Below are 23,404 nucleotides of genomic sequence, written 5' to 3'. Positions count from 1 at the left end.
TACAGTACCGAACTCATTTTGAGAAAGCTGCCTAATGAAATAACCGTGTCTAACTTTTGGGGGTCACTTCAGGATTGTCGGCTTGTTCTTTTTGATATTTCTAAACTACAAGGCAGATAACCATAGATACAGCCCAAGCAAAGTAATAAATAACGTGGGAATCGTGAGAATTAATCCCGTTCTAAAGTATCTCCCCCAAGAAATTCTGACTCCTTTGGTTGCAAGTACATGAAGCCAAAGCAAGGTTGCCAATGAGCCGATAGGCGTTATTTTAGGTCCCAGATCCGAACCAATAATATTGGCGTAGATTAATGCTTCTCGGATCGCTCCAGAGGTTCGGGTGGCATCGATGGCCAGCGCATCAATCATAACGGTAGGCATATTGTTCATGATGGATGATAGGATCGCAGCAATGAAGCCCATGCCCATTGTGGCCACAAACATTCCTTGGTCTGCAACAGTTTGTATGACCTGGGCGAGTAAGTCTGTAAGCCCCGCATTTCGAAGTCCATATACCACGACATACATGCCAATAGAGAAAAAGACAATCGACCAGGGCGCTCCTTTGAGAACCTCTTCAGTTGGGACAGAACGGCTTCTATTAGCAATTAGAAGAAATATAATAGCTACAAATCCGACAATGACGGATACTGGAATATTTAGAAATTCGCTAATAAAGTACCCGAGCAATAGTACCGTCAGAACATACCAGGAAATACGGAACATTACGGGGTCCTTGATTGCATCGTCAGGATTCTTCAGGCGCTTGTCTTCAAATTGGCGCGGAATACTTTTTCGGAAAAAGAAGTACAGAACCAAGACGCTGATGGCCAGAGAAAATAAATTCGGTATTATCATGCGACTAGCATATTCCGCGAATCCGATCCCAAAGAAATCAGCGGACACGATATTAACCAAGTTGCTTATAACGAGCGGAAGAGAGGTAGTGTCTGCTATAAAACCACTCGCGATAATAAAAGGGAATACCTTTTTCTCATCGAAATGAAGCGCCCTTACCATAGCCAGCACAATCGGTGTCAAAATAAGTGCCGCACCATCATTGGCAAAAAAGGCGGAAACAATAGCGCCCAGAATACTAACGTAAACAAACAAACGGATGCCGTTTCCATGAGCAGCTCGTGCCACATGTAAAGCAGCCCATTCAAACAATCCAATCTTGTCTAGAATTAGCGAAATAATGATAATCGCAATGAAAGCTAAGGTGGCATTCCAGACCATTAGGGTAACATCCCATACATCTTGTATATGAACAACTCCTACGAGCAACGCAAGGATGGCACCTCCGCAAGCTGACCATCCAATCGATAGATTTTTTGGCTGCCAGATGACGAGAGTTAGTGTGAGTACAAAAATAATACATGCTAAAACAACAGTTACCATGTCGACCTCCGAACCGTGCAATGTGGATTAACTTAAATCAGTATATAATTATTCACTTATATATAAGGGACAAGAAATAACTTATTTACAAACCGAAGTTATTTCTTCCTTGTTCATTGCAGTCAAGATGGCTTTCGAATTAGGCGTATATTCGAGTACGGACTTAATATATGGTTGATCATCAACATTCAACGAATAATACACCCATTGGCCGCGTTTATCTTCCTTTACAAGGCCATAGGATTTCAATTTCCGTAAATGCTGGCTTACGCCCGGTTGAGAAATCTCAAGGATATCAACGAGCTCACATACGCAATACTCCCGTTCCCTCAGCAACGCTAAGATCGTCAGTCGAGTACCGTCGCTTAATAGCTTCAGCTTGTCCGCCATTTCTTGGATCTGCTCCATATCGTTTCCTCCTTACAATTATATAAGTGAATGATTATATAATAATCTGATATTTGTTATAAATCAATTGCAACAACTCACCTGATCATGAATATAGTCAATGCAATGGAAGGGGGCACTACAGTTTTCTAGCTTTGATTACAAAAGTAACTGGTAGCATCTTTGCTTTTTTAGCAAAATCGCTGTCATCATTCCGCGACTGAATTATGTCTTCATCAGATTCTTCAATCATTTCCTCAATGATAAATCCCGCCTTGGCCAAAGCATTTACATAGGTTGACAGTTTGCGATCAGATAATGATAGTTCACCTTTTTCAAGAGAAACCGAGTACCAAGATTCATCGAAATAACATTTTTTGAAGGCAAGCATATCATTTTCCGCAACCACACATTTATGTATAGGGTGAGACCAGCTGAATATAAAAACTCCGTCTTGTTTAAGGTAAGAAGCGATCCGACGAAAAGTACCCTCAAGGTCGGTGGTCCAGCCGATGGCGTAAATTGAATATACAAAGTCAAAATAATCGGTGGGAATGCCGCATTCTTCTTCCATAGGAGAACAGATCAAATTTGCAGAAAGTCCACATGTCTTCAAATGCTGAGCTGCCTTCTCAATTTGTTGTTCTGATATATCTACAGCCCATAGTTCGGATGCTTGGCGTTCCCCATGATATTGTAAGGATTGACCGTTTCCGCAGCCGATTTCCAGCATTTTTTTCCCAGAGACATCGCCAAAAAGCTGGCATTTTTCTTCTGAAACAAACGATCCGTAAAAAGGTAGTACGATTGCCCCCAAGAAGTCATTTCCGTATGTATCCCAATAGTAGCTGTTTGTTTTATGAACATCATTTTTGTCCATATCGACCGAGATTACGCTGCCAACCTCGCCAGCACCAATAATGTTTGTACTGAATGCAGAACCCTTGTCCATATGAGCGACCTCCCAAAATATAAAGTAGTTTAAAGGCACAAACGTATATCCCGAATTGCACTTTATTCTACTAATAGAGATAAAAGAAGAATAATCTGTCGTCATAGATTTCAAATAATGTACCATTATTCAATGAACAAATCCACCTGATCTTCTTTCTATCCCTGATTTTAATCTGAAGACATGATAATTCCATCATAGGAATGTAAGTTGAAGACAGAACATGCGGGTGAATGATATTTTTTATGAATTTATATATATTGACATGTATATACACATTGGTATATATTAAACACATGAACACATTAGTTATGCAAAGAACATTACTCACTCTTGCTGAGCCTAATCGGTTCAACATTGTTGAACTGCTCAAAAAAGGACCAAAGTCAGTAGGAGATATCGTCCAAGCCCTAGGTATTAGCCAGCCGCACGTATCTCGTCATTTGCGCATTTTAAGCGAGGTCGGGATTGTTAGCTCCCGCAGGGAAGCGCAGCTGAGAATATACAGCCTCGAAGCCGGACCTTTTCAGGAGCTGGATGAATGGTTTGATTCATTTAGCGTTCTGTGGGAAGAGCGTTTTGATCAATTTGAGACGTATATGCTGGACTACAAGAAAAAGGAGGAACTATGACAGGCATTAACAGTTTTATGGCTAGTTACATTCTCAATTATCGGAATGTCTGGAACCAAAGACTGGAGGCACTTGAACATTATTATCTGAGAAGGATAAATGCAGATGAAAAGAAAAACAACCATTCATAAAAATCGTGAACGTAGAGAACTCATCGTTGAACGTACCGTGGCTATGCCAGCACAGCTTGCTTGGGAAGGCTGGACCGATCCAAATCATATCACCAAATGGTGGGGTCCAAAAGGATGGACGACAACTGTTTATGAAATGGATGTAAGACAAGGCGGCGTTTGGAGGTATAGTCTGAAGGCGGATCACAACAGCGGTGGAGAATCCAAGTGCGGCGAAGAGACATACTGTAGAGCTATTTATGAAGAAGTTGAGGCACCTCATAAACTCGTCTATATTGACTCATTCGCAGACAGTGACTGGAATATCGTACAGGACAGTGAAATGTTCACGACCGTTCACTTTGTAGAAGCTGCCTTAGGAACACGGATTAGCATCATGACGCGATTCGCAACCAGCGAACAACTGGATAGTGCAGAAGCCATGGGAATGATCGAAGGATATACCGATGCGTATGACCGACTGGAAGACTATTTGGAATCTTTAAAGGAGGGCACTATGGATACAGTTATTTCAAAGGATGGAACACAGATTGCCTATAAAAAACAAGGGAGTGGTCCTGCACTCATCATCGTTTCTTCGGCAGCAGCAGACCATCTGGAGGCGTCTCAATTGGCTGAGCATTTGACAGCTCAATTCACTGTCTATAATTATGATCGCCGTGGACGAGGACAAAGTTCAGATACCGCGCCTTATGACGTCAAGAGAGAAGTCGAAGATATCGAGGCTCTGATTGAAGCCGCTGGTGGCAAAGCTTGCCTGTTTGGAAGTTCGTCTGGAGCTGTATTGGCACTTGAGGCGGCAAACTTGCTGGGGGATCAAATAGCGAAGCTCTATTTATATGAACCGCCGTTTATTATTAATGACAGCCGCAAGCCAGTGCCTGTTGACTATGTCCAACATTTGAATTCTCTGATTGATGACGGCAAGAGATCTGAAGCAGCTGAATACTTCGCATCCGAGGCTTTGGGCATTCCAGCAGAATTCATCGAATACATGAAAGCCGATCCTTCTTGGAATAAGATGGAGACCTTGGCACACACCCTTGCATATGATGGCCTGATTATGGGTACCACTCAGTCAGGCAAACCGCTACCAGACAGCAGATGGATTATACAAGCTCCAACGTTAATCATGACTGGTGAAAACAGCGAGCCTCTCTTTCATGACGCAGCACATGCGCTTGTCAAGCTCTTACCTAACGCCGAATTTCATACGCTGTCAGGTCAAGACCATTCTGCTGTTGTAATGGCACCTGATGTACTGGCGAAGGCTGTAGCCGATTTTGAAAGCGGTAAACTGGCATATCTGTCTAGGTCCTTCGCCGACTCGTGATTGTTCACTTTAAGACAGGAAGCTGTGAAAATCTAAGGGCACCCATTCGGGTGCCCTTAGATTATGGCCGAAGTAAGACGAAACTTATATGTGAAGAAGGGTGCTATTGAAATTTTAATAATGCGCCTTTGGCCAGAATCCGCGGACTGTTCGCCAGCCAAGAAGTCAACAGCAGCATTGGCTAGTTCAGTGCTTCTACTGTTCTACACGCCAGTCCACTTTTTTCAGAATCAAGACGATGGAAATCAACGAGAAAAGCAAGAGTACAAGCGTGTTCCAAGCGACAGACGGGGACCAGCCCGAAATCAATACCTCCCGCATGGCATCGGCGGCGTAGGTGGTAGGAAAGATATAAGAGAACCACTGCAGGATCGTAGGCAATTGATTCATATCCACCATAACTGGCGTCAAAAACGAGACGAACATCATCAACGCCTGAACGAGCATATTCGTCAATTGATGGCTAGGCGACCAGAAGCCGATCAGTACACCTACGCCAACCACGCTGAAAACGGTGAGCAGCAGTACGGGGACAAGTCCCCAGCTGTAGTGGAATTGAATGCCGTAAGCAAGTTGACCAATCATCGCTAAAATAATAAAAGACGGTACACTCATAATCAAGCCTCGCAGCAGATTGGCGAAGATGAAGTTGATCTTGGCGATTGGCAGGGATGAATAGTACGTGAAGTGACCTTGATGCTTCTGCCAAGATATCTCTTGAGCCATGGAGTTGAGTCCCATGACGATTAAGCCAAATAGCATGTTCCCCGTAATAATACGTGTCATGACAGCCGGCGTCGGGTCGACCGTAAAGAATTTGAGAAACAGCAGCGTTGTTAACGGAAACATGCATGCCATGATGAAAATCCAAACCCATGCCTCGCGGATGATCGTGAATTGAATGCGGGCCAGGATCAACCATTCTGTAATTCTGCGTTGAATTATGCTCTGCTGCTCCTGCCCTTGGAGAAAGACTGTGTCTTGGAATTGCAAGTCTTGATTTTGCATGGCTGGTTTTATTTCTCCCATGTTTAGACCACCTCCGCTTTGGCAGGCCTATCTTGTTCGTCATCAATGTGAAAATAGACATCTTCAAGATTCGGCGGGACCAAGGAATATTCTTCAATCGGTAAATGCTGATTGGTCAGGACGTCAATCGCATAACTGGCGTTTTGCTTCTCGATAAGTGCCCGGATTCGGTTTTCTCCCGTTTGCGTCCAATGTCCCAGCGCGCTTAAGCTTTGGCAAACATAATCGCTTTCCCCTAAGGAGGTCGTAATTTCCAGCTTCATTCGCTGATCAACCCGTTGTTTTAAGACGCTTACATGATCGATGGCCAGTAGCTTGCCGTGATTCACAACAGCTACTCTGTCCACAACCTGTTCGGCTTCCAGCACGTTGTGAGTCACCAGGATTATGGTTACTCCTTGTCGATTGCGTTCTTGTATCAGATCCCATACCAGCCTTCTCTTTTTGGGGTCCAGTTCATTGGTGGGTTCATCCAGAATCATGACGGGGGAGAAGCCGATCAAGCAAGTACCGATCCCGATTAAACGTTTCTGTCCGCCGGAAACATTCTTCAGCAGCTTATGACGGAGATCCTGCATTCCAAAGCGTTCCAACAATTCCTCTGTTTGTTTTACGGCGTACTCCTTCGTCAATCCCCGCAATCTGCCCGTAAAATATAAAGCTTCCCAGGTTTTTAAACTGGTCAGGGCGTGGGGCTCTTGCGAATAGTATGCCACCTCCTGGGCCACTCGCTTTGTTTGGGTCTGTACGCTGGTTCCTTTATAGCACACCGTACCTGAAGTGGGAGCAAGATGCCCTACCATCTGCTTAATTAAGGTAGATTTGCCAGCTCCATTCGGACCAAGCAAACCGAGAATTTCCCCTTGTTGAACGTCGAAGCTTATATTTTGATTGGCAACAACCTTTCCTTTTTTATACGTTTTATTCACGTCCTCTAATTGGTAGATCAGCTTCATCATTCTAAACTCCTTTCTGTTCGTGCTATGTTTATGCTGCTTTCGTGTCTGGGCCCAGGAGTATGTATTTTTTGACTGATATTGCTTTTGCTGGATGGTGCTTAAGTATACTATACGGTAAATCAGGCATTAATATAAAGCTATCATTTGTTCTCCCAAGGAGTAATGGGCGGCAGAATGGTTTTTGTCTCCGTCTGGGGACGGAGACGCGGAATGCTGAATTCTGAATCCAAGGTGTAGACCTACACCGAAGTTATCTTTAAGCGAAATCCTTAATTAAGCATTTGCTTTATAAAGAAAATGATTTATTATAGAATTACAAATAATAACAAACTATAAAACGATGAGTTCCGAAAAGGAAGAGAAAGGAGGAGCGAAACGATATATGCCGGCAGATATATTCTCAGCTTTAGCTGACCCTACCAGACGAAAAATACTGGAGATGTTGGCGGACCATGATGGATACCCTGCATCGGACATTCACAACCAATTCCATATCAGTCCTCAGGCTATATCCCAACATTTGAAAATTCTTCGAGAAGCCAATTTGGTGCATGTGGAGAAAAAAGCACAGCAGCGCATATATCGGATTAACACTGGATCAATGGCTGAATTGGAAGATTGGCTCCATAGCATGAAACAGCGCTGGAGCAGCCGACTGGACGCGCTGGATGCTGTATTGAAGGCCGAAATGGAAAAACTTAAAAATCAAACTTAAAGATGAGGAGAACGTTCCTATGGATGGAAGTTCCAACAAGCAAGATATTGTCATTACGCGAGAGTATGATTATCCTGTGGAACTTGTTTGGAAGGCTTGGACGGATCCTACGCTGGTAATGAAATGGTGGGGGCCGACGCATTATACCTCACCTCGATGCTAGATCGATTTTCGCGAAGGCGGGAAATACGTATTCAGCATGCGTGCACCGGAAGCGCAAGGCGGGATGGAATCATATTCAGCGGGTATCTATAAGAAAATCGTTCCGATGAAGCGGCTTGAATTCTCTTCATACTTATCCGACCGAGATGGAAACGCCATCGATCCGGTTCAAGCGGGTGTCCCGTCGGATTTTCCAAGACATATCGAATTCGTTATCGAATTCATTGCTAAGGGCGAACGAACAGAGCTTAAAGATTATGGAGTTCGGATGGACAGTCGGAGAGATGTTAAAACACGCTATCACGGGTATGAATCAGTCATTAGATAAGCTAGCTGCAAATTTGGTTGAATTCTAATATAAGAATCGAGGAGAAGCAAATGGGAAAAATAATCGCTTCGGTTAGTTGTACACTGGATGGAATCTACACTGGTCCGCAAGGTGATGAGAATAATATGGTGAGCTGGGCGATGCCCGGAATTATCGACTCCACCGCCGACAATCTGATTATGTTTCAGGAAGCTAATGCCATCTTGATGGGCAGGGTTAATTACGAAGGCCTTGCTAGCTATTGGCCTTTCGAAGAGGGAGAGTTTGCCGACGCTATGAACAAAACTCCCAAATATGTAGCAACGCGTAACCGCGAGGCAACGGAAGTGCAATGGGGGGATTACGGCGATACCATTTCACTCCTGGCAGGTGACTTACGTGAACGTGTGACGGAGCTTAAGAACAACATTGAAGGCACGATTATCGTACCGGGAAGTGCTAGCCTTGTGCAAAGTCTACTAAACGCTGGATGCGTGGATGAAATCAATATGATTGTTCACCCCGTCGTTCTCGGGAACGGTAAAAGATACCTGGATAACATCTCCGCTAGAAACGATTTGAAGCTCATAGCTACAAAACGATATGAAACGAGCGGTTCCATGAGACTTCGTTATGAGGTCATGAAGTGACCAGAATTTAAGGCCGGCGACCACGATTTATCTTCTTGATGCATACCGGCGGCTTTTATATGAATCCGGGGACCTTTAACACCACTTAGTCAGTGGAGTTGGAGGTTCTTTTGCATATAGATATCAGCTGAATTCAATATATTATAATTGTTGTGACAGATTAGCTTAACAGTATAGTATAAAATATAATTACAAATTGCATAGAACGAAAGATAGTGAAATAAACCAATAAACCAATAAACCAATAAAGCAATTGGAGGTTATTATGGACCGTATATTGCATCAGATAGCGAATTCAATTAGAGAGGAAGAGAACAGGTTTATCATTGGGATTTCGGGTCATGGCGCATCTGGAAAGACAACGCTGGCTCATAATCTCATAAACCTTCTGGGACATGACCATGTGAACTATATCAATACAGATCCTTATATTATCGGTTCACATCTTAGGAAGTACACTTTAATTAATTATGAATGTAATGGTGAAGAGCATCAAGAGAAAATGACAGCTTGTCATCCTGCTGCTCATAATGTACTCGCTTTAGAGAGAGACATTCAGATGATGAGAGACGGTTTGGATTTATATACGATAGGTACGAACTATACAGTGAGCTTGTTGCTTCCTGCCAATAATAAAATATATATAGTGGAGGGCATGACGGTTGCCTTCACAGATCCCAATTTATATGATTTGAAAATTTACTTGTATACTGATGAGGAAACCGAATTGATGAGAAGAAGTACACGTGATGTCGCTGAAAGAGGAAAAGATATTGATAATTTAAGAAAATCTCATAAACAGCGAAGAATTCAATATGACTTATTTATGCATCCATATCATCGGAATTTTGATTATGTTATAAAAAATTCCAATGAAAATTATATTGTTGAAAGAGATGGTATATCAAAATAGAATGTCAATGCTAAAGATCATTAAGGCTGCATAACAAGCGGCTTTTTTATTATTTGGGTCAACCATTTGGCAATTAAAAAAGGAGGTCAACCAGTAAGTTCTGGTGACCTCATAATACGATCAGACGGGATAACCCTGTTCATGATGATTTATGCGTTCGTACTAAGCGCTAACAAGCTTTTTAGGTTATCATCAATAAATTGATTATCGGTGCTATTAATTCCGCGTCCGGCAAAATGGCCCCAGATCGAATTAATTGGATTAAAAACAGCATTAGGCATAAGCTTAGCCTCGTATTCGTTATCATCTGCCGGGCAGAAGAGATCTGTGCTGCCTGGCATAATGCAGGCATGTGCTTTAATGCTTCCTAGCGCCTTATCAAAATCTCCGTTATAGATGGGGTTAGCACTAATATCTGCATTTTGCCCAGTCCATAACATCGCCAGGACATTGTGCGGATCCATATTCATAAAGCTATCTTCCCAGACCCCAGACATAAAATCTGCCAATGAATCAAATCCCATATCTCGATAAAGTTCCTCTCTATAAAACGCCTGCGAAACGCCCCAACCAGCATAGACGCGGCCAACGGCGCGCATGTCTGATGAAGTCAACGTGTTTAGTTTACTTGAATCGAAGCCGACTGCAGCCATGAGCGGAGCTTTCATTCCTTCCAGGACCACGTACGTTTGGGGCCAAGTCTTGGCAACTCCGGCAAAAGGGGCGATTCGTTCTACCATATCTGGATAACTTGCCCCCCATTGGAATGCCTGAATGCCTCCCATGGACCATCCAACGACAAGAGCAATCTTTTGAATGCCGAATTTCTCGGTCACCAGCCGATGCTGGAATTGAACGTTATCATAGATGGTTACCTGTGGAAAATTCGCCTGATTGAATGGGGGAGGTGTGTTACTGGGAGACGAAGATAATCCGTTGCCCAGCAGATTTGGAACGATAATGAAATATTGATCTGGATCTAATGCCATATCGTTTCCTATTAACCATTCATTCTGAACATGCTGGTCACCGAAAGCAGTTGGATAGACGATGACATTATCTTTCTTTTCGTTCAATTGTCCATAAGTCTTATAAGCAAGAAAAGCTCTTGGTAACGTCACTCCTGATTGTAATGTTACGTCACCCAAATCAAAAATCTCGTAATTCATGATGTTTATTTCTCCCTTCAAAATGAATCGTTAATTAAGAAAATGTATTTCTTGTTGCTAGTATAGATCTGTGATACTCTCAATAAAAGTGAATGATATTAACAGTAGTATTCAATTATTTTGATAATAAAGGGGGACCGTATGATGGAATTACGCCAACTGATTACGTTCCGCACGGTTGCATCAACATTAAACTTCAGTCGGGCAGCAGAAGTGCTGAACTATGTCCCCTCCAACGTCACGATGCAAATAAAAGCATTGGAGGATGAGCTGGGTGTTCGCCTCTTTGACCGTTTGGGCAAGCAGCTCGTTCTTACAACGGCGGGTAGACGTTTTTTAACTCAAATTCAAAGTGTTCTAGACAAACTGGACGAAGCTCGCAGCGTTGTTCATGATAATGAAAACCTTATCGGCACCCTAACGATCAGTGCGAATGAGGTTGTTTGCGCTTATCGGCTTCCAGCTGTCTTTCAACTTTTTCGTTCACGCTATCCTGGAGTGCGTCTCATCTTTCGCTCCGTTCCCAATCAAGAACTCAAGCAAGCACTCTTTGAGGGAGCCGCGGATGTCGTCTTTATACTTGACGAACCCATTCGTTCGAGTGGACTTGCAGTTGAGCCGATGGTGGAGGAAACTTTCCGTTTATTTGCCTCCCCAAACCATTCCCTCGCGAAAAGAACTGAATTGCAGCTGGAGGATTTTCACGGAGAGGTATTCCTGACTAATGAAAAGGGTTGTCCTTATCGAACCATGTTCGACCGGGGATTTGAGAAAGAGGGCATAGACACGATTACGTATTTAGAGTTTCAAAGTGCCGAGGCCATTAAACAATGTGCCATTTCGGAAATCGGTATTGCCTTTCTTCCTGAAATCGTTGCGGAAGCCGAAGTTGAACGGGGCGAACTTGTTGCTCTTCCTTGGATAATTCCGGACTTGCACGTTTACACACAAATGTCATGGCATAAAGATAAGTGGCTTTCGCCCATCATATCGTCTTTCATAGAAGCAGCCAGGGAGGTTATTGGTGTAGAAGTGGAGAATGGTGCACAATACAAAAAAGTGGGATTGAAAAAATGAAAGCCGTTAGCCCAGAATGCCAAGCATTATTGATAAAATCGATGCAGTCAACTTTAAGCAAACTCGAGAATGCTTGTACTAAAATGAATGAGAACGGATCAAGCACAACCCTCGCCAAGCAACGACGAGATGCAGTAAAAATCGCCTTAGATCGTCTGGAAAATGCTTGGCATGGAACAGATTTTTCATACGAGGCAGAAGATATCCTTGAAGCCCGAAATGTTCTAATTGGTATCCTTCCATCTGTTGAAAAACAGTATGAAAAAGTCAAAGATGGCAGTCCACAAAAGACGTTACTTGAAAGACGCATTGCTTCTATTGAAGCAGCTATTGAAGCTCTTGGTGCCCACACCCAATAAAGATATTGCAATTAATTTTAACGTTAGGATGATCTGTGGATGAAAATTTTGTTAGTTGAGGATGATAAAACGATTGCGTCCGGCCTGGAATATTCGCTGCAGCAAGAGCACTATTCAACCGTTATTTGCCATGATGTCGCATCTGCAAAAGAGGTGCTTGCCGAAGGCATTGATCAGTTCACTTTATGCCTGTTTGATTTACAGCTTCCAGACGGTAGCGGCTACGAATTGTGCAAGATGGTGAAGGAACAGCGAGACATTCCGGTCATATTCTTAACGGTGGTTGACGATGAGGTCAATGTCGTGATGGGGCTGGATATGGGAGCTGATGATTATATTACAAAACCTTTTCGAGTTCGTGAACTTCTGTCACGGATCAAGTCCGTCTTGCGGAGATATCAAAAGCCGTCCCAGGCCAAGAACATCATAGACATCGACAATATCCGTATAAACACGCTGGTAGGGAAAGTCTTTAAAAACAATGCAGAGATTTCGCTCACCGCCTTGGAATATCGATTGCTGCTGATCTTTGGCAATCATATTGGACAAGTGCTCTCCAGAAATCAGCTGCTAGAGCAAATTTGGGATGTGGCCGGCGATTTCGTGAACGACAATACGTTAACCGTGTATATCAAAAGGCTGCGGGAAAAGCTGGAGGATGATCCAGGACAACCGACTTTGATCAAAACCGTACGCGGCCTTGGATATAAGGTTGGTGATTAGATGCTGCGCAATCGAGAAATTAAGATGTTATTGTTCGTCATGGGTTCAATCAGCCTAGCGGCGATTATTGCAGCTCTTATGATTTCTCCTGTCTCTGCGGTGCTCGTTTTCTTGCTATCGATTTTGCTTACTGGCAGCAGCATGATGCATACCAGATGGAGATACCGCGAGCTTGAAAAGCTGTCTGTGTACTTACGGGAAATTAGCAACGGCAATGATTCCCTTTCACTTGATCTTCGCGATAACCAGGAAGGCGAGCTTAGCATCTTAAAAAATGATATTTACAAAGTGACGCGTATGTTATCGGAGCATCGGTCGCTATTGCAGCGGGACAAACTTCAACTGACGGATGCTATCTCCGATATCTCGCATCAGCTCAAAACGCCGCTCACCTCCATGACCGTCATGGCGGATCTGCTAAGCGCCTCTGACCTGCCTCAGGTTAAAAGAACGGAGTTTACCCATCATCTTCGCATCCAGCTTGAACGGATCGATTGGCTTGTTTCCTCTTTACTAAAGCTATCGAAAATGGACGCAAAGACCATCCAATTCAAAAAAGATCGAATCCCCGTGAAAAACCTTATCCAAAAGGCATTAGAGCCGGTTATGATTCCGATGGATATTAAGGGACAGACGGTTTCCATCAATGGCGATGACAACGTCACTTTTATCGGAGACTTCAATTGGACTGCTGAAGCGGTTATCAATATTTTGAAGAACGACGTGGAGCATACGCCTGAAGGCGGAGCGATCGCCATCGCATTTTCCGAAAACGCATTATTTACGGAAATCATTATTGCTGACAACGGAAAAGGCATTCCCAAAGAGGATTTGCCTTATATTTTCAAACGCTTCTACAAAGGCAAGAATGCCAGCGAAGGGAGCATCGGCATAGGGCTTGCGTTGGCTCACAGCATCATTGCCAGCCAGAATGGCGTGATTGATGTGACGAGCGACAATGAGAAGGGTACGCAGTTTCGGATTAAATTTTATAAGCATGTGATATAGAGTTACTCCTAAAGTGACTGAATTGTCACCTCCATCGTCACTTGAAAGTCATTTTAGACAGATAAAATGATATTCATCAGATGAACGATGGAGGTAAGGCAATGCAATTGAAGCAGCAGCGTAAGATTATTTTTGCCATCACGATATTCTACACCCTGTTTATTCTTTATTTTTTGTTTTTCGCTTTTGGTAGAGTAGGAAAGATTGATCATAATACCGGGTACACATTTATTTTTTTACCGGAAGATTTTTTTAGATTGCCAGGTCTGTCCGACCTTCTGCATCCTACATTGATGGATCTTGTGGGTTTCGGGAACATTGCAGCCTTTATCCCATTTGGCATATTGATTCCGTTGTTATATCGGACCAGCTTTGTTCGCTTTATGACTTCGTTCATCCTGTCCATTCTCATGCTGGAGACGATTCAGGCACTAACTTTCCTCGGCAGCTTCGACATGAACGACGTCATACAGAACTCATTGGGTGCAGCCATCGGATTCGGGGCATACAAACTTGGTTTTCGCACGAGAAACATCAGGAGAAATATTGTTGCTACGGGTATTTCCAGCGTTATCTTGATGCTCGGGGTGTGGGGGATCTTTGGGGTGGTTGACCACACGTTTACCAAAGAAATGGGCCCCTTTGTAGCGATAAACGATTTAAGGGATAGTACTGGGAATCCATCAACGGGAACCAAACCCTCCAGTTTTAAGGTTGGCGGTCAAGACGTGGAACCCCAATATAATGTGTATAGCACCGAAGGTAAAAACAAGGAAACGTATATGTATTCGTTAGGCAATAAGAAGGAGGTATACCTCTTCTTGAATTATGGAATTCCTGATCAAAAGGATTCCCAAGGCAGCATTAGGGTTACTGCCGATGGGCATGAGTTCCTGACCGTATCGGTAGAAGCCGGGCGCCATGAGCCGGATATGAGCTTGATTTATCTCCCTAAGGCCAATGAGCTTACGATAACCATTGAGGGAAATGTAACCCTGTGGGATGTAGGATTTAGAGAGATGGTATATAGCTGGAATTTAGCAACTGGAGAGCCGATGCTTCCGAAGTGAGCTTTGTACGAAGTCGATCCAAGAAGTAACGCTCACAAAACTTTTAGGAGGTACGGCCATGGAAATTTTAAAAATCGAGCATCTTTCTAAAATTTACGGCACTGGTGAATCGGCGGTTAAGGCGCTTGACGACGTTTCATTTACGGTTCAAAAAGGCGAATTCGTTGCGATTATCGGACCATCCGGATCAGGGAAATCGACCCTTCTTCATCTGCTGGGCGGCGTGGATCGACCGTCAAGCGGCAAGGTTCTCGTAGAGAATACGGACATCTATGCGTTGGACGAAACGCGTCTGGCTATTTTCCGGCGGCGACAAATCGGACTGATCTACCAGTTTTTTAATCTGATTCCCACCTTAACGGTGAAAGAGAACATGACGCTGCCGCTTTTGCTGGACAACCAACAGGAAGATAAGAAGCAGTTCGATGGGCTCGTTAAGACGTTAAATTTGGAGCACCGCTTAAACCATTTGCCTAATCAGTTATCCGGTGGACAGCAGCAGAGAGTTTCGATCGGTAGAGCGATCATCAGCAACCCAGCCATCATGCTGGCAGACGAGCCGACCGGTAATTTGGACAGTAGAAATAGCAGCGAGATCATCGACTTGCTGAAAATGTTGAATAAAACCTATCGTCAGACACTGATTGTCATCACGCACGACGAACGAATCGCTTTACAGGCCGACAGGATCATTTCCATTGAAGACGGGAGAATCGCCAAAGACGAGGTGATCCGTTGATGAATATTGTCTACAAACTCACTATCCGAAATTTAAAACAAAACAAGAAACGTACGCTTGTCACCATCATCGGCGTCATCATTTCGGTTGCCATGGTAACCGCTGTCGCTACGCTTGCTTTTTCCTTTTCCGATCTAATGATTAGGCAAACCATCGCGGATAGAGGAGAGTGGCATGTCCAATATCAAGGTGTAACCAAAGAACAGCTTGATGCGATACAAGGCGATGATAGGACTAAGACCGTTGCGATCACAAGAGATCTTGGCTACGCCCCTTTAGAAGGGGGACAAAATCCCAATAAACCGTATTTATTCATCAAAGAATATGATGCACTAGGTTTCACTCAATTTCAGATTGAACTAAGCAAGGGGCGTCTTCCGCAAACGAATAAGGAAGTTGTTATTTCCGAACCCGTTGCAACGAACGCCAAAGTGAATTACGAAATCGGCGATCATATATCCCTTCGCGTCGGCGAACGAATCGAACAAGGGAGCGATCATCCTCTTGATCAGACTGAACCGCTGCGTAGGGAAGATGGTACATTGACCGAAACGTTGCAGCATATCAAGACAAGGGATTATACGGTGGTCGGCTTCATTAAGCGTCCTGTATGGGAAACAGCTTGGGCTCCGGGTTATACGATTATTAGTTATATCGATGAAAACATCATCGGGGCAAACGATCGAGTCAATGCGGCGGTGGTCTTACAGAAAATCAATCCGTCCTTGTTTGTCCATGCAGAAAATTTGGCTAAGAATAACGATATTGCGTCGGTCCAATATAATAACGATTTGCTGCATTATTACGGCTTATCTAAAAGTGGTGCTTCGCAAAGCATGATGTACTCCTTATCGGCAATCCTGATGGCGATCATTATGATCGGTTCGATTTCGCTAATCTATAACGCTTTTGCAATATCCGTCTCTGAACGTTCCCGCCATTTAGGAATGCTTGCGAGCGTAGGAGCTACGAAAAAGCAGAAGCGAAATTCCGTGCTTTTTGAAGGTGTCGTCATTGGCTTGATCAGCATTCCCATTGGCATCCTATGCGGTCTTGCCGGGATAGGGATTACGTTTTGGTTCATGAATACCATGATCCAAGGAGCATTATGGACCAGTGAAAAGCTGACAGTCATCGTCACGCCGTTATCGCTACTGATTGCCTGTGTGGTTTCGATGATGACGATTTTCATTTCGGCGTATCTCCCGGCGATCAAAGCATCCAAGGTTTCCGCTATGGACGCGATTCGTCAAACAACCGACGTAAAGCTTACGGCCAATGCTGTGAAAACGTCGAAGTTCATCCGCAAGCTATTCGGTATCGAAGCAGAAATCGGATTGAAAAACTTAAAAAGGAACAAACGACGATATCATGCTATTCTTTTTTCGCTCGTTATCAGCATCGTTTTGTTTTTGACGGTATCGTTCTTTACCGCCAGCATGAAACAATCCCTGGAACTGTCACGGGAAGGCGTCAATTACGATATTGAAGTGTCGTACAGCAATGGAAAGAGAATAGACGACCCGTTGTTGCAATCGATTGTATCTCTAGATGGCGTAACGGAATACAATGTGGTTCAAGAGTTGTATAAGAACGCTTGGATCGATGAAGCGTTCATCGCCGATGAATTGCAAGAGATGGTTAAGAAGGATAAGAGTTTACTGCAAGACGGAAAGTATCGTTACGATATTAAGCTTCATGCTTTAAACGATTTGAGTTTGCAAGCCTATGCCAAAGCGGTGGGTGCAAATTATGAACATCTTACGGATCCGGATCTTCTCGCCGCTATTGTCATATATACGACTCATTACCAAGATATGGACACAGGGAAGTATGTACAGACGAAGGCCATGTATACGAATGTCGGTCAAAGTATCGAATTAACGAATAGCTATATAGAAAATGCGGAAGAAACGAAGGTAAACAAAGTAACCGTTGCCGCGTTGACGGATCAAGCTCCGATGGGGGTGAGCCCGGCAGGCTTAGGGGGGTTAAATATGATCGTGTCGGAACGCGTCATGGATCGTCTGGCAGACCAAGAGGAGCAAGCTAACGTCCAGGCATTCCTCCATTTGAAAAGTACAGAACCGATGAGAACACAGCAGCAAATCGAAGAAATGTATGAGACCAATCTGAATGTCTATAATGTATATCAATCCAGAAAAAGCGAAGAGCAACAGATTCTAATGATGTCCGTCTTTTCTTACGGTTTTATCATATTAATCTCTGCAATTGCCATAGCGAACATTTTTAATACGATCTCGACGGGCTTATCCCTTCGAAAACGAGAATTTGCGATGTTGAAATCCGTTGGCATGACGCCAAAAGGCTTTACGAAAATGCTCAACTATGAAAGTGTTTTTTATGGAGCCAATTCGCTGTTGTTCGGACTTCCTCTTAGTTTCGCCGTGATGGTTCTGATCTATAGAGCGTTTGCGAACAAGTTTAGCTACGGCTTTACTCTACCTTGGATGAGCATTCTTTCTGTCATTGTTGCCGTATTTGTTATAGTTGGTTCAGCGATTGTTTTCTCAGGTGCTAAAGTAAAGAAGGAAAACATCATTGATGCATTAAAGCAGGAGAACATATAGGCAACTGCTTACACATGAGACAGATGGTTTGCAATAAAGAACGGGTGTACTAATGTAATCCAGAGCTAGGAATGTCTTTGGGCATCCGATAGATGATTGTCTAATATTGATCAATATCGGCAGTAAGTATACATGATGGAAGAGAGCCGTATACAGGGTTATCCTGGATACGGTTCTTTTTTGCTTAGCGGGCTGCATAATAAGTTTCGTGGTGGGAGAGCCTACGCATCATTCCGAAATTGGATAATATAACAGTTGACTCCGCTTACATTAAGGATGTATTATAAACTTAAATCGCAATAATAATTTAGTTTTATACGTAATAGAAAACTTTATTCTTATTTTTATCTCATTTAAGTTTATAATATAAACTTAAAAACTTATAAATCATAGTAAGAAAGTAAGGTGACTAACTCTAATGAATGTTAATTTACCAAGCACGATACGCAAGATGAACAAAGAAATCGTCTTGAATATCATCAAAGACCTGGGACCTTTACCACGCTCTGAAATCGCGAAGCATTCCGGCATTACCAAAGCAACAATATCAGAGATCGTCAAAGAATTGATCGATGAGAACCTCATCTACGATGAAAAGGATGACGCTGATGCAAGCAAGCGTGGAACCAACTTGCATTTTTCAAAAAATGCGTCTTATGGCATTGCTATAGATTTAGGCGGAACGACGATTCATCTGGGCATGTTTAACTTAGCGGGTGAGTGTTTCTTTGAGCAGACGGTTCCGACTTATGATCTGGAGACAAGCAATGAATTCCTGGAGCGAATGACTGCCGATTTGAAACATTTCATTCAACAATCAGGGCACCCGATCGAACGGCTTTCGTTTATTAGCATTGCGACTCCCGGCATTGTGGATCAGGCTACGGGCATAGTTCTCGAAGGCTCCCCTAACTTGCCCGAATGGAAGAACATTCACTTGGGACAATATTTTAGAGAAGTATTTCAAGTACCAGTTACTATCGAGAATGATGTACGCGCCGCGCTCGTTGGTGAAATGTATTCTGGCGCCTTTAAGGATCTGGATTCAGCCGTGCTGATCGGAATCGGTACCGGACTCGGGTCGGCCATGATGATTGACGGTAAAGTCATTCGAGGATCGCATAATGCCGCAGGCGAAATCGGTTATATGGTTGTTCATCGTGACCAGATGTATGCGCCTTCTGAAAAGGGACATTTGGAAATGTCATGCTCCGGTTCGGGGATTGAGGACGCGGCCTTTAAGCTATACAAGAGAAAGATGTCTGCAAAAGAGGTGTTCCAGCAAGCCAAGCAAGGCGATCTTCAGGCAAAGTATCTTGTTGACAAGTTCGAGGATCATCTCTCAATGGGGATTCTTAATATGATAGCCCTCATTAACCCGGAAAAAATTTTACTGATGGGCGGAGTGACTAAGTCCTTATCACTGGATCACATCATGAGGAAAGTAAAGCTTCATACGACAGAGGTCACGGACGTATCGATTGAAATTTCCAAGCTTCAGCATCACTCGGCTTTACAAGGTATAGCGATTTTAGGATTAAATCACTCCTATCCAACCCTACAATTCTTGAAAGACAAGCAATTGTAATAACCCGGTAAATATAGAATCAAAACTAAAGGAGCGTGAGCTTATGTCAGGCATTCAACTTCACCCGCATGACATTATTGATGAAGGTATGTCGCAGATTATTTCTTACATTAAGAAGCTAAAAGACGTTCAATACGTCTTCCCTGAGGTAAACACCATCTTCGAGCGCAATCCGGTTCCCGTTGGGAAATTACCGCGCAACCCCGTCCATGAAGTCGTCTTCGGGACAGGTACAATGCATGCGATTTTGCCTTCTTACGCAGAGTCGGGCCTGGATCAACGCCGGGAACCTACTCTCTCTCCTGAGCAGGATCCGCTTATGATCATCAAGAACGCGATGCAAGGAGAGGACTTCGAAATCATTCCATGGCTGAATATTCTGAATGGCCACTTTGAGGGAAGTAAGCTCCAGAACAATTTGGTGACGGATTATACGGGACAAGTCATTCCGCACTGGCTCTGTCCGAACGCGCCGGATGTAATCGATTTCTGGGAGAAAGCTTTCGTGGATCTAAATCAACGCTATGGATTCACTTCCTACATGATTGATCGTATTCGCTTTCCGGATTGGGCGGGAGAGGAGATCAATCCCAAGCAACTGCTGACCTGCTTCTGTCCGCATTGCCAAGCAAAAATGCACGATCGGCACCTAGATGTTCATGCCATCAAAGAAGCAATCAACACATGGAGTATGATGTTCAAAGCAAAACAATTCGATTCGGCCGTCGCGTATGCGAACGCTAATGAACTTATCCAGGCCTGGATCCAATTCCGTCAAGACAGTGTCTCGGAATTCGTGGAGCATCTCATCAAGCGGGTACGAAAGATCAATGAGGAGTTTACGATCTGGCTCGACTTGTGGCCGCCTGCTTACGGTTGGTTGCTCGGACAAGATTATGCCAGCCTGACGAAACTTTCTCCTGCACTGAAACACTTCCCTTATCACAAGCTTGGAGGAGGTGCTGACGTGCAAGGATTGATCCATAAACTCACGGCTACACCAGAGGAACAAGAAGACGCATTCCATGCATTTAAGAAATTCTTCGATCTACCATATGACCTGTCGTACGAGACGTTCAAAGCCGAAGGTTTCCCAATTGAGTTCGTTGCGGATCAGAACAATATCGTTCGTGCGAAATCCGCGCCGGATACTCGCATATTTAGCGGCATCCAAATGTGGAACCTCACGCCGGAAAATTTACTAGAAGCAATCCATGCCGGCGAAAGGAGCGCAGCCGACGACCTGTTATATTACTGCTACGGCTGGGCAACAGACGATCTGTTCGAAGCTATTCAAAATCTCCGTGAAAAAGGAGCAAACTGATCATGCAAAAACTACAACGACCGATTATCTTCTTCTTGATTTTTGCCACGATGTTCGTACTCGGCGGGATTCAGAATACTAAAGGAATCATCTTGGAGAAGGTACAATACGATATACAGCTTGATATAAGTCAGGTCGGTCTCATGGTATCCATCTTCCAAATCGGATTCCTGCTGGCAAGCTTGGTGGCGGGGATACTCGCCGACCGTAAAGGGATCAAAGTCGTCATGATGGCCGGAACCGTGCTCATGATGATCGGCTTATTCGGAACCAGCATGGCGTTTACCGTGACATTCTTCCTGGGATTCTATCTTATCGTCGGTCTCGGGATCGGTTCCATGACCGTATCGGTTGCCACCCTGATTCCAGCGTTCTTCAAGGAACGCGCAGGTGTAGTCTTTAACTTGGCAAATGCGTTGTTCGGGGTCGGTATGATCGTGACTCCGCTGATTATCAATATGATTTTTGAGCACAACATCACCTGGCGAGCATTCTATATCGGCGTCGCCGTCATTATTGCCATCATCTTATTCGCTTTAATTTCTTTCAAACAGTCCCAAACCTCTTCGGCAAATGGACAAAATGATGTTACAGTCAAATCTGTTCTACAGCTCTTCCAGAATCGCCAGATCATACTGGTCATTCTATTCATCTTATTCTATGTCGCCGCGGAGGCCGGGTTCTTGAATTTCTTCCCGATTCTCTACACGTCGCTCGACATTGCAGGAATGGATGCGGCACACAAGGCCGCAACCGCAAGTTATATCATTGCAAGCTTTGCTTTCTTGTTCACAATTGGTCGGTTTGCCGGAGGCTTCATCATTTACAAACTTGGAGAGCGCCGCACATTGGTATTATTCTCGCTCTTCGCCCTTGTCTCTTTAATTGCCGGACGCATCTTCATGAAAGATTTCAGCTATCTTATCATGGTGTTCGGATTGGCAATGTCCGTCTTGTTTCCAACTGCGCAAGGTATCGCTTCCAAACTGACAGAAAAAACAGGATCCTTACAAGGCTTGATTTACGTTGCCTCGGGTCTCGGAGGTGCCGTTGTTGGAATACTGATCGGTCAGATCTCTAAATCCTTCGGAATCCAAAACGGATTCAACGTACTGATCCTTTTTACGGCACTAATTAGTATATTTGCCTTCATGATCAAGACGCCGAAAATCGAGAAATAACAATTCTATCAGATTACGCGTAAAGGCCCGCACAAATTGCGGGCTTTTATTTATATAGCCATTTTGAGCTATATGGCAAAAATACCTTTTTATGTATAATGTAAACACTACAAATGGTAGCGCTTTCTCCACACCTCTGTTGATACTGCCACGATATAAGGAATGATGATGTGTCTAGTCCAGAACGGAGGGAATGAAATGAAAAGCAAATATGCCTTCTTACTTTCCTTGAGATCACTTGAATACGAAATCAAACAATTAAGTGCCTATGCGAAGGAGCACGAAGAGTGTTTCGATCTCTTACAAATGAAGCTGGATGCGCTATGTCAATTTATGACGATCGAAGAAAACGACAAGCAGTGGCTTGAGTGGGGGGGTCAGGAGGAAATCCAGTTATACGTTGAGCAGCTGCGTGAAACATCTGTACAAGCGCTATGTGATATGGAAAAATATCAATCCGGACTCGCCATTGAGCAACGCTTAAATGTAAGTGAGTACATCGAAATACTATCCAGATCCGTTAGAAACGAACTGCGTGATTTCCGTATTGGACATCGATCCAAAGTTCTTTTTATCGGATCAGGCGCATTTCCTCTCTCGGCACTGACCATCGCTCATGAGACCCATGCTACAATTGTATGCTTGGATATCGATCCGGAAGCCGTAGAGCAGGGGAGAAAAGTAGCAGAAACTTGGGGACTTGGGGACAGGATCATATTCTCGGGAAAGCCGCTCAAGGAAATATCTTTTGTGAATGAAGCTACGCATATTGTTATTGCCTCTCTTGTTCGTAACAAACTGGATGTTTTAAATGATTTGAAAGAGAAGATTCAACCCGGCACGCGCATCATGATGAGGTATGGAAATGGATTGAAATCGCTTTTTAATTATCCGCTTGAAGAAGATCTGTCTGACGATTGGCGACGGACTGCCATTTCAGCAGGGGAAGGTTTTTATGAAACAATAATTATCGAACCGAAGCACAGCATAGTATAAGGAAGGTG

General features: G+C 43.8%; 22 protein-coding genes and 1 pseudogene. 17 read left to right on the top strand and 6 right to left on the bottom strand.

What is annotated here, in order from left to right:
* Positions 1-105: 105 nt before the first annotated feature.
* From AM231_RS10185 to AM231_RS10175, 3 genes are all read right to left on the bottom strand, one after another.
* Positions 106-1,401 carry an arsenic transporter gene (locus AM231_RS10185; RefSeq protein ID WP_054402512.1) on the bottom strand — a complete coding sequence of 432 codons (1,296 nt, stop codon included), beginning with the start codon at positions 1,399-1,401 and terminating at the stop codon, positions 106-108.
* 81 nt (positions 1,402-1,482) lie between these two features.
* Positions 1,483-1,809: an ArsR/SmtB family transcription factor gene (locus tag AM231_RS10180; protein WP_054402511.1), complete on the bottom strand. Its 327-nt coding sequence runs from the start codon at positions 1,807-1,809 to the stop codon at positions 1,483-1,485.
* Positions 1,810-1,927: 118 nt separating this feature from the next.
* Positions 1,928-2,740 (bottom strand): class I SAM-dependent methyltransferase, encoded by an 813-nt coding sequence (locus AM231_RS10175; protein ID WP_054402510.1) that lies wholly within the window; start codon positions 2,738-2,740, stop codon positions 1,928-1,930.
* A gap of 311 nt (positions 2,741-3,051) precedes the next feature.
* Between AM231_RS10175 and AM231_RS10170 the strand changes: the two genes are divergently transcribed.
* Both AM231_RS10170 and AM231_RS29915 read left to right on the top strand, forming a co-directional pair.
* Positions 3,052-3,372: an ArsR/SmtB family transcription factor gene (locus AM231_RS10170; RefSeq protein ID WP_053493209.1), complete on the top strand. Its 321-nt coding sequence runs from the start codon at positions 3,052-3,054 to the stop codon at positions 3,370-3,372.
* Positions 3,373-3,477: 105 nt separating this feature from the next.
* Positions 3,478-4,836, top strand: a complete 1,359-nt coding sequence (locus tag AM231_RS29915) for an alpha/beta fold hydrolase (RefSeq protein ID WP_242615112.1) — start codon at positions 3,478-3,480, stop codon at positions 4,834-4,836.
* A 195-nt stretch (positions 4,837-5,031) separates the two neighbouring features.
* Here the strand turns inward: AM231_RS29915 and AM231_RS10160 are convergent, their stop codons facing one another.
* Together AM231_RS10160 and AM231_RS10155 are read right to left on the bottom strand one after the other, a co-directional pair.
* The gene (locus AM231_RS10160) at positions 5,032-5,865 is read right to left on the bottom strand and encodes an ABC transporter permease (RefSeq protein WP_054402509.1); all 834 of its coding nucleotides are present in this window, start codon (positions 5,863-5,865) and stop codon (positions 5,032-5,034) included.
* 2 nt (positions 5,866-5,867) lie between these two features.
* The gene (locus AM231_RS10155) at positions 5,868-6,824 is read right to left on the bottom strand and encodes an ABC transporter ATP-binding protein (protein WP_207383559.1); all 957 of its coding nucleotides are present in this window, start codon (positions 6,822-6,824) and stop codon (positions 5,868-5,870) included.
* Positions 6,825-7,164: 340 nt separating this feature from the next.
* On the opposite strand from AM231_RS10155, the gene AM231_RS10150 reads away from it, so the two are divergent.
* The 4 genes and pseudogenes from AM231_RS10150 to AM231_RS10135 all read left to right on the top strand — a co-directional run bounded on the left by AM231_RS10150 (position 7,165) and on the right by AM231_RS10135 (position 9,571).
* Positions 7,165-7,539: an ArsR/SmtB family transcription factor gene (locus AM231_RS10150; RefSeq protein WP_207383558.1), complete on the top strand. Its 375-nt coding sequence runs from the start codon at positions 7,165-7,167 to the stop codon at positions 7,537-7,539.
* 19 nt (positions 7,540-7,558) lie between these two features.
* Positions 7,559-8,029, top strand: a pseudogene (locus tag AM231_RS10145) (SRPBCC family protein).
* A gap of 50 nt (positions 8,030-8,079) precedes the next feature.
* On the top strand, positions 8,080-8,658 hold the full coding sequence (locus AM231_RS10140) for a dihydrofolate reductase family protein (RefSeq protein ID WP_054402505.1): 579 nt from the start codon (positions 8,080-8,082) through the stop codon (positions 8,656-8,658).
* A 265-nt stretch (positions 8,659-8,923) separates the two neighbouring features.
* Positions 8,924-9,571: a uridine kinase family protein gene (locus tag AM231_RS10135; protein WP_054402504.1), complete on the top strand. Its 648-nt coding sequence runs from the start codon at positions 8,924-8,926 to the stop codon at positions 9,569-9,571.
* Positions 9,572-9,720: 149 nt separating this feature from the next.
* Here AM231_RS10135 and AM231_RS10130 read toward each other — a convergent pair whose 3' ends face one another.
* Entirely contained in the window at positions 9,721-10,740 is a 1,020-nt protein-coding gene (locus AM231_RS10130; RefSeq protein ID WP_054402503.1) for an alpha/beta fold hydrolase, read from the bottom strand.
* Between the two features lie 144 nt (positions 10,741-10,884).
* Here AM231_RS10130 and AM231_RS10125 point away from each other — a divergent pair, with 144 nt between their 5' ends.
* From AM231_RS10125 to AM231_RS10075, 11 genes are all read left to right on the top strand, one after another.
* The gene (locus tag AM231_RS10125) at positions 10,885-11,817 is read left to right on the top strand and encodes a LysR family transcriptional regulator (RefSeq protein WP_054402502.1); all 933 of its coding nucleotides are present in this window, start codon (positions 10,885-10,887) and stop codon (positions 11,815-11,817) included.
* Entirely contained in the window at positions 11,814-12,176 is a 363-nt protein-coding gene (locus AM231_RS10120; protein ID WP_054402501.1) for a hypothetical protein, read from the top strand. Before AM231_RS10125 ends, AM231_RS10120 begins: the two co-directional genes overlap by 4 nt.
* Before the next feature lie 39 nt (positions 12,177-12,215).
* Positions 12,216-12,899 (top strand): response regulator transcription factor, encoded by a 684-nt coding sequence (locus AM231_RS10115; RefSeq protein ID WP_054402500.1) that lies wholly within the window; start codon positions 12,216-12,218, stop codon positions 12,897-12,899.
* Complete coding sequence (locus AM231_RS10110) at positions 12,900-13,907, top strand: sensor histidine kinase (protein ID WP_054402499.1); 1,008 nt, start codon at positions 12,900-12,902, stop codon at positions 13,905-13,907.
* 101 nt (positions 13,908-14,008) lie between these two features.
* Positions 14,009-14,977 (top strand): VanZ family protein, encoded by a 969-nt coding sequence (locus tag AM231_RS10105; protein ID WP_054402498.1) that lies wholly within the window; start codon positions 14,009-14,011, stop codon positions 14,975-14,977.
* Positions 14,978-15,035: 58 nt separating this feature from the next.
* Positions 15,036-15,716 (top strand): ABC transporter ATP-binding protein, encoded by a 681-nt coding sequence (locus tag AM231_RS10100; RefSeq protein WP_054402497.1) that lies wholly within the window; start codon positions 15,036-15,038, stop codon positions 15,714-15,716.
* Complete coding sequence (locus AM231_RS10095) at positions 15,716-18,307, top strand: ABC transporter permease (RefSeq protein ID WP_054402496.1); 2,592 nt, start codon at positions 15,716-15,718, stop codon at positions 18,305-18,307. The genes AM231_RS10100 and AM231_RS10095 overlap by 1 nt, the downstream gene beginning before the upstream one ends.
* A 418-nt stretch (positions 18,308-18,725) precedes the next feature.
* Positions 18,726-19,895 carry an ROK family transcriptional regulator gene (locus AM231_RS10090; protein WP_054402495.1) on the top strand — a complete coding sequence of 390 codons (1,170 nt, stop codon included), beginning with the start codon at positions 18,726-18,728 and terminating at the stop codon, positions 19,893-19,895.
* A 43-nt stretch (positions 19,896-19,938) separates the two neighbouring features.
* A complete protein-coding gene (locus AM231_RS10085; RefSeq protein ID WP_054402494.1) occupies positions 19,939-21,219 on the top strand; it encodes a hypothetical protein in 1,281 nt (426 codons plus the stop codon).
* Positions 21,220-21,221: 2 nt separating this feature from the next.
* Positions 21,222-22,400, top strand: a complete 1,179-nt coding sequence (locus tag AM231_RS10080) for an MFS transporter (protein ID WP_054402493.1) — start codon at positions 21,222-21,224, stop codon at positions 22,398-22,400.
* A gap of 198 nt (positions 22,401-22,598) precedes the next feature.
* A complete protein-coding gene (locus tag AM231_RS10075) occupies positions 22,599-23,396 on the top strand; it encodes a nicotianamine synthase family protein (protein ID WP_054402492.1) in 798 nt (265 codons plus the stop codon).
* The last annotated feature ends 8 nt before the right edge of the window (positions 23,397-23,404 follow it).

The organism is Paenibacillus solani, from assembly GCF_001277345.1.
In the GTDB taxonomy this organism is placed as follows: domain Bacteria; phylum Bacillota; class Bacilli; order Paenibacillales; family Paenibacillaceae; genus Paenibacillus_AQ; species Paenibacillus_AQ solani.
Note: the sequence above shows the minus strand (reverse complement) of the source record. Positions and strands in the feature narration are given on the sequence as shown.

Coding starts and splice junctions, on each gene's coding strand:
- AM231_RS10100 (WP_054402497.1), top strand. CDS start 15,036: ATGGAAATTTTAAAAATCGAGCATCTTTCTAAAATTTACGGCACTGGT.
- AM231_RS10115 (WP_054402500.1), top strand. CDS start 12,216: ATGAAAATTTTGTTAGTTGAGGATGATAAAACGATTGCGTCCGGCCTG.
- AM231_RS10135 (WP_054402504.1), top strand. CDS start 8,924: ATGGACCGTATATTGCATCAGATAGCGAATTCAATTAGAGAGGAAGAG.
- AM231_RS10160 (WP_054402509.1), bottom strand. CDS start 5,865: ATGGGAGAAATAAAACCAGCCATGCAAAATCAAGACTTGCAATTCCAA.
- AM231_RS10075 (WP_054402492.1), top strand. CDS start 22,599: ATGAAAAGCAAATATGCCTTCTTACTTTCCTTGAGATCACTTGAATAC.
- AM231_RS10180 (WP_054402511.1), bottom strand. CDS start 1,809: ATGGAGCAGATCCAAGAAATGGCGGACAAGCTGAAGCTATTAAGCGAC.
- AM231_RS10085 (WP_054402494.1), top strand. CDS start 19,939: ATGTCAGGCATTCAACTTCACCCGCATGACATTATTGATGAAGGTATG.
- AM231_RS10185 (WP_054402512.1), bottom strand. CDS start 1,401: ATGGTAACTGTTGTTTTAGCATGTATTATTTTTGTACTCACACTAACT.
- AM231_RS10110 (WP_054402499.1), top strand. CDS start 12,900: ATGCTGCGCAATCGAGAAATTAAGATGTTATTGTTCGTCATGGGTTCA.
- AM231_RS10170 (WP_053493209.1), top strand. CDS start 3,052: ATGCAAAGAACATTACTCACTCTTGCTGAGCCTAATCGGTTCAACATT.
- AM231_RS10095 (WP_054402496.1), top strand. CDS start 15,716: ATGAATATTGTCTACAAACTCACTATCCGAAATTTAAAACAAAACAAG.
- AM231_RS10090 (WP_054402495.1), top strand. CDS start 18,726: ATGAATGTTAATTTACCAAGCACGATACGCAAGATGAACAAAGAAATC.
- AM231_RS29915 (WP_242615112.1), top strand. CDS start 3,478: ATGAAAAGAAAAACAACCATTCATAAAAATCGTGAACGTAGAGAACTC.
- AM231_RS10175 (WP_054402510.1), bottom strand. CDS start 2,740: ATGGACAAGGGTTCTGCATTCAGTACAAACATTATTGGTGCTGGCGAG.
- AM231_RS10140 (WP_054402505.1), top strand. CDS start 8,080: ATGGGAAAAATAATCGCTTCGGTTAGTTGTACACTGGATGGAATCTAC.
- AM231_RS10130 (WP_054402503.1), bottom strand. CDS start 10,740: ATGAATTACGAGATTTTTGATTTGGGTGACGTAACATTACAATCAGGA.
- AM231_RS10150 (WP_207383558.1), top strand. CDS start 7,165: ATGAGTTCCGAAAAGGAAGAGAAAGGAGGAGCGAAACGATATATGCCG.
- AM231_RS10105 (WP_054402498.1), top strand. CDS start 14,009: ATGCAATTGAAGCAGCAGCGTAAGATTATTTTTGCCATCACGATATTC.
- AM231_RS10125 (WP_054402502.1), top strand. CDS start 10,885: ATGGAATTACGCCAACTGATTACGTTCCGCACGGTTGCATCAACATTA.
- AM231_RS10155 (WP_207383559.1), bottom strand. CDS start 6,824: ATGATGAAGCTGATCTACCAATTAGAGGACGTGAATAAAACGTATAAA.
- AM231_RS10080 (WP_054402493.1), top strand. CDS start 21,222: ATGCAAAAACTACAACGACCGATTATCTTCTTCTTGATTTTTGCCACG.
- AM231_RS10120 (WP_054402501.1), top strand. CDS start 11,814: ATGAAAGCCGTTAGCCCAGAATGCCAAGCATTATTGATAAAATCGATG.